Origin of the sequence: Nostoc sp., from assembly GCF_035638895.1 — a bacterium.
Classification (GTDB): domain Bacteria; phylum Cyanobacteriota; class Cyanobacteriia; order Cyanobacteriales; family Nostocaceae; genus Nostoc.
Genome location: NZ_DASQZC010000280.1, coordinates 1 through 4,690, shown reverse-complemented (window position 1 = coordinate 4,690; position 4,690 = coordinate 1). Strand labels below are relative to the sequence as shown.

1 protein-coding gene and 1 pseudogene are annotated in these 4,690 nt (G+C 53.6%); one reads left to right on the top strand and one right to left on the bottom strand.

The features are described from left to right. Window positions 1-285 precede the first annotated feature (285 nt). Window positions 286-762 (bottom strand): annotated as a pseudogene (locus VE944_RS13465) (ISKra4 family transposase); the annotation flags it as partial. Between the two features lie 340 nt (window positions 763-1,102). Between VE944_RS13465 and VE944_RS13460 the strand changes: the two are divergent. Then, window positions 1,103-4,645, top strand: coding sequence for a ScyD/ScyE family protein (locus VE944_RS13460; protein WP_324977759.1), 3,543 nt, complete (start codon window positions 1,103-1,105; stop codon window positions 4,643-4,645). The last annotated feature ends 45 nt before the right edge of the window (window positions 4,646-4,690 follow it).

The window sequence follows — 4,690 nt, the reverse complement described above, 5'->3', positions numbered from 1 at the left end:
GCTTAGTTCTTAATTTTTCAATTTCATACAGCTTATTTAGTGCAGCTTTGCAACCTCATCTCGCTTGCGGGATGGGGTTTTTTAATTTGCGGATTTAGTGCCTACTACAAGCTTCAATTTACGTCTTCTTTGTGACACTTGCGTAAGCTCTGTATATGTAGATGCGATATAAAGCCTTTGCATAAGTCCTAAACTGCAATACAGTTCAGTTAAGCTTTTTTTCTCCCCCTGCTTCCTCTGCCTCCCCTGCTCCCCCTGCTGCCTTAACAGATAAATTTGCTTAACCCAAGCGTATTGAATTATATGGATAATATCAAGAACAATAGTCAGGTTTATATGATGTTGACGTGAAAAATTTTTTAGTAGGTTCAGTTGTATTTTATTACCATCAACTAAGGCAACCCAATGTTTTTGTTTGTTTGGGTCTCGATATAATGCTTCGTCAAATGCATCACTAATAAACAATTCTGGCTCTTTAACTAAGCTGGCCCAAACTCTTTTATTTTCGGGCTTCGGACGTTTATCAACACAAAATTTTTCTGGGTCAATAATTTGTTCTGGTGTGCGGATAAATGGGGCGATTGTATAAACAGATGCTACTGTTGCCATCCGTTTCGAGTTACGTTTTTCTCCCTTAGTTAACCTTTTATCGAGTTTCTTGTGATTTAAGAGCGCTCTTTTCTGGGTTTGAGGACGCAAATCTTCTGTGCGTAGAACCACGCTCTTTCCATCTGCACTAATAAGTATTATTTCTCCAGTTTTCAAGATGGATGAAGTTTAGATCAAAAAAAAAGTCAATTAGATCGAAAGATAAGCAAAGTTGTTTGTTTTTAAACATGGTAATCTTTACTAATGGAGTGAAGAATTATTTGACCGCAACAACAAGTTAAAAGTGAAGCTTTTCATGCCTACAAGCTTCACTGGAAGAGCATCTAATTTTTACGGTTTCTGACATAAAGTTGTAAAAATTGCTTGAACAAGTAATGCAGAAGGGTTTGAATTGACAACAAACAATCTGTCGTTCTCGTCAAATAATTAGTCATTTAAAGTGCAATGTTAGTACGTTTTGTTAATTACATAATGCTTAATAAAGGTTGACACCATGGACGAACAGACTCCCCCAATCAACGCGGCGCCCGGCGACGAGGACGTGGTCCTCGCCCTTCCGGCGCAATACTCCAGCGGCAACACCGGCTTTTTTAACCGCCAAAATGAGTCCGTGCCGACCGCCGTCACGGTTGGCCCTGACGGCGCACTCTACGCCTCTGAGCTAAGCGCGTTGCCCTACCCCGAAGGCTACGCTCAGGTGCTGCGCGTTAGCGATCCGGAGGGCGTCGCCAGCTACGACGGGCGCACCCCGGGCGGCACCGGCCAGATTTACGCTAGCGGCTTTCAGCAACTCAACGGTCTGACGTTCGACGAGGACGGGGCGCTTTACGCCCTCGAATACGTCAACGCCACCACCGTTTACGATCCGACGCTCCTGGTCGAAGACCTGCCGCCGAGCCGCTTAATCCGGGTGGACCCGGACGGCACGCGTAAGCAGATATCGGGCGAGGAACTGCGCTTCGGCAACCACGTGTTGGCGCACGAGGGCAAGGTGTACGCCGCAATCGGCAACGGCGACATCGACGAGGGCCAAGTGCTTGCCTACGAGCAAGACGCCGAGACCGGCGAGTGGTCATACGAGGTCGTAGCGGAGAACCTTAACAACCCGCGCGGCATGGACATCGGCCCCGATGGCAACCTCTACGTTCTCGAAACGGGCAAGGGCACGCCAGCGGATGACCCGAACGCTGAGGACGCGCTGAGCATCCAATTCATTCCGGGTTTGGTCAGCCAGCGCGCTGGCTACACCGGCGCGATCAGCCGGATCGACCTTGAGAACGGTTACCAGGAGCGGATTTACGAGGGTTTGCCCTCGACCATCGAATATAACCCGAACACCGGCGAGGACCGGATCCTTTCCATCGGTCCGAACGGCCTTGCAATCGGCGACGACGGCACGGCGTGGATCGCCTCCGGCGGCGGCCTCTCGGTTCAAACCGCCGAGGCGTTAGGCGAGTTCGGCGAGGGCTTGCGCGGCGTGCTGCGCCTTGAAGGTCTGTTCGGTGAGGATCCCTCGCAGGCGACCTGGACCCCGGCGTTCGACTCGGTGCAATACGCCCTCGATAACGGCCCGGACGGCGCGACCACGCTGTTCAACACGCAGAGCAACCTGAACGACATCAAGATCGGCTCGGACGGTAAACTTTACGCTGTCGACGCGGCGCGCAACGTGATGTACGGCCTCAGCCCGGACGGTGAAGAGGTCGAAAGCGTCACCGTGCTGCAAAAGAACCCGCCGGTGCTCACCCCACCGCAATACGGCTCGATCGTAAAGGCGGGCGGCGATCCAAGCGCTGACTACCGCGTCGAGATCATCGAGCGTACCTTCAAGGGCGAGAACGACCTGCCCGACACGCCGGGCCGGCAGCAAGCGCTAGCGAACGGCGTGATCGCCCCGACTGAGGGCGGCAACGGCGAACCGCCTCTGCGCGGCGAAGACGCCGCGATCGGCGGCGTTTTGGGCGAAGCCGGCGTGCCGGGCGATTTCTCCGGCGTTGACGGCGAGGCGCAGCCGCCGGATGGGCTGACCGCGAACGACTTCGACCCGCTCAACCCAACCTTGCCGCCGGGCGTCGAACCAAACGTGCTGATCCCCGGCGCGGTTGATCCACTCGCGGACGTGATCACGAAGAGCAACCCGTTTGCCGACTACTTCGACCCGTTTTTCGGCGTGTATTCGCCGGCGCGGGGCGACGAGCCGGTGCTGCCGGACGGCGAGAACAGCGGCTACACGGTCGACAACCTGTTCGTATTCGGCGATCGCCTGACCGAGAACGGCGGCGAGTTCGGCAAGAACGCTGTGGCGGAGAGCGCGGGCGCGAACCCGCCCTACGACGTCGCGCCGTACTCGCCGCTCGGCAACTTCACCGACGGCTTGAACTGGACCACGTACCTCGGGCGCATCCTGGGAGTCGAGGAAAACGCCGAGCAGGACACCAACTTCAGCTACCTCGACGCCACGGCGCGCGAGTTGGTCAACCCGATTGACCCGTTCGGCGCGGCGACCGAGTTGAACACCTTCGCGGGACAGATCGACGCCTTCGAGGAGACCTACGACACCTTCGGCGAGGACGACCTGGTGGTCGTTAACTTCGGCGGCAACGACCTGACCCTGCCGCCGGGGGAGGGCATTGCGCCGGAGGAGGCCGCGCAGCAATCGATCAAAGCGACCGTCGACGGCATCGCAAGCTTGCAAGCGTTGGGTGCCAAGAACTTCCTGGTCGGGCTCGTCCCGCCGGTCGAGCTGGCACCGATCTTCAGTGACCCGGAGTTCCTGAAGCTCCTCGGCGTTGAGCCTGGCTTCTTCGACCCGGTGATCGAGGGCTACAACCAGGGTTTGACGGCCGCGCTGGATGCCTACGAGGTGGAATCGGGCGTGAACATCAACATCTTGGACATCAACGCGCTGTTCGATGCAATCGCGGCGGAACCAGGGGCGTACGGCTTCGTCAACGTGGACGAGCCGGTTTTGATCAGCCGGACGCCGGTGACCGGCGAGCAGCCGGCCTACAACCCGGCGATCATCGGGCAGGACCCGGCGGTGCAGCATGCGACGCTATTCCTCGACCCGTTCTTCCACCCGACCGCGCTCGGTCACTCGATCCTCGCCGAGACGGCACGCAACGAGCTGCTCGATCTGGGCGAGCGCAATGACACCATCACCGATTTTGGTGGCGTTGGTGAAGGCTCAAACCCATCTCAGGCAGTGATTGCTAATCTTAATACACTGCAATTTACTGGTTCGGGATTGACTGCCGAAAATCTGCAACTAACTCAAAATGGTAATAACTTAGAAGTTACCTTTGAAAATGTGGCATCTAGCAAAGTAACTCTGCAAAACTTCCTCTTAGAAAACCTGGATAACCTGCCAGAAATTGATTCAAGAATTGCACTGGGCAATATCTTGTTTGATGGACAAACCAGCATCACCGACAGCTTTGATGTAATTAATGCTAACTCTACTCAAACTAGCATTTTTAACAAAAACACTGTCACTTTCCTCAATGACTTAAACAATAACATCGCAGGTTTTGACAACTCAGATGATGTGATTAATGGTCAAGGAGGTAATGACATAATTAATGCCTTAAGTGGCAATGACCTGTTGCGGGGCGGGTCAGGCGATGATATTCTCATTAGTGGAGAGGGCAATGATACTCTTGTGGGTGGCAAAGACAATGATATTTTCGTTGGTGGTGTAGGTGCTGACAGATTCCTTTACAACACCGATGCTGCTTTTGCCCGAAGTGCTATTGGTGTAGATGCCATTACTGACTTCAACAGTTCCCAAGGTGACAAGATTGTACTGGATAAAACTACTTTTAGTAACATTACCTCTGCTGCGGGAACGGGTTTTAATAACTTGAGTGATTTTGAAGTCACTAATAAAGCGGGGACTAGCACGGCGATAATTGTCTATGATTCCGTGAATGGGCAGTTATTCTACAACCCTAATGGTAATTCATCTGGTGGTTTATTTGCGACTCTAAGTGGTGCGCCAACTCTGACGGCATCAGATTTTGTCTTGCAAGCATAATTCGGACAAAACATAAAGTTCCTTGCAAGGAACTTCAAACGTCAA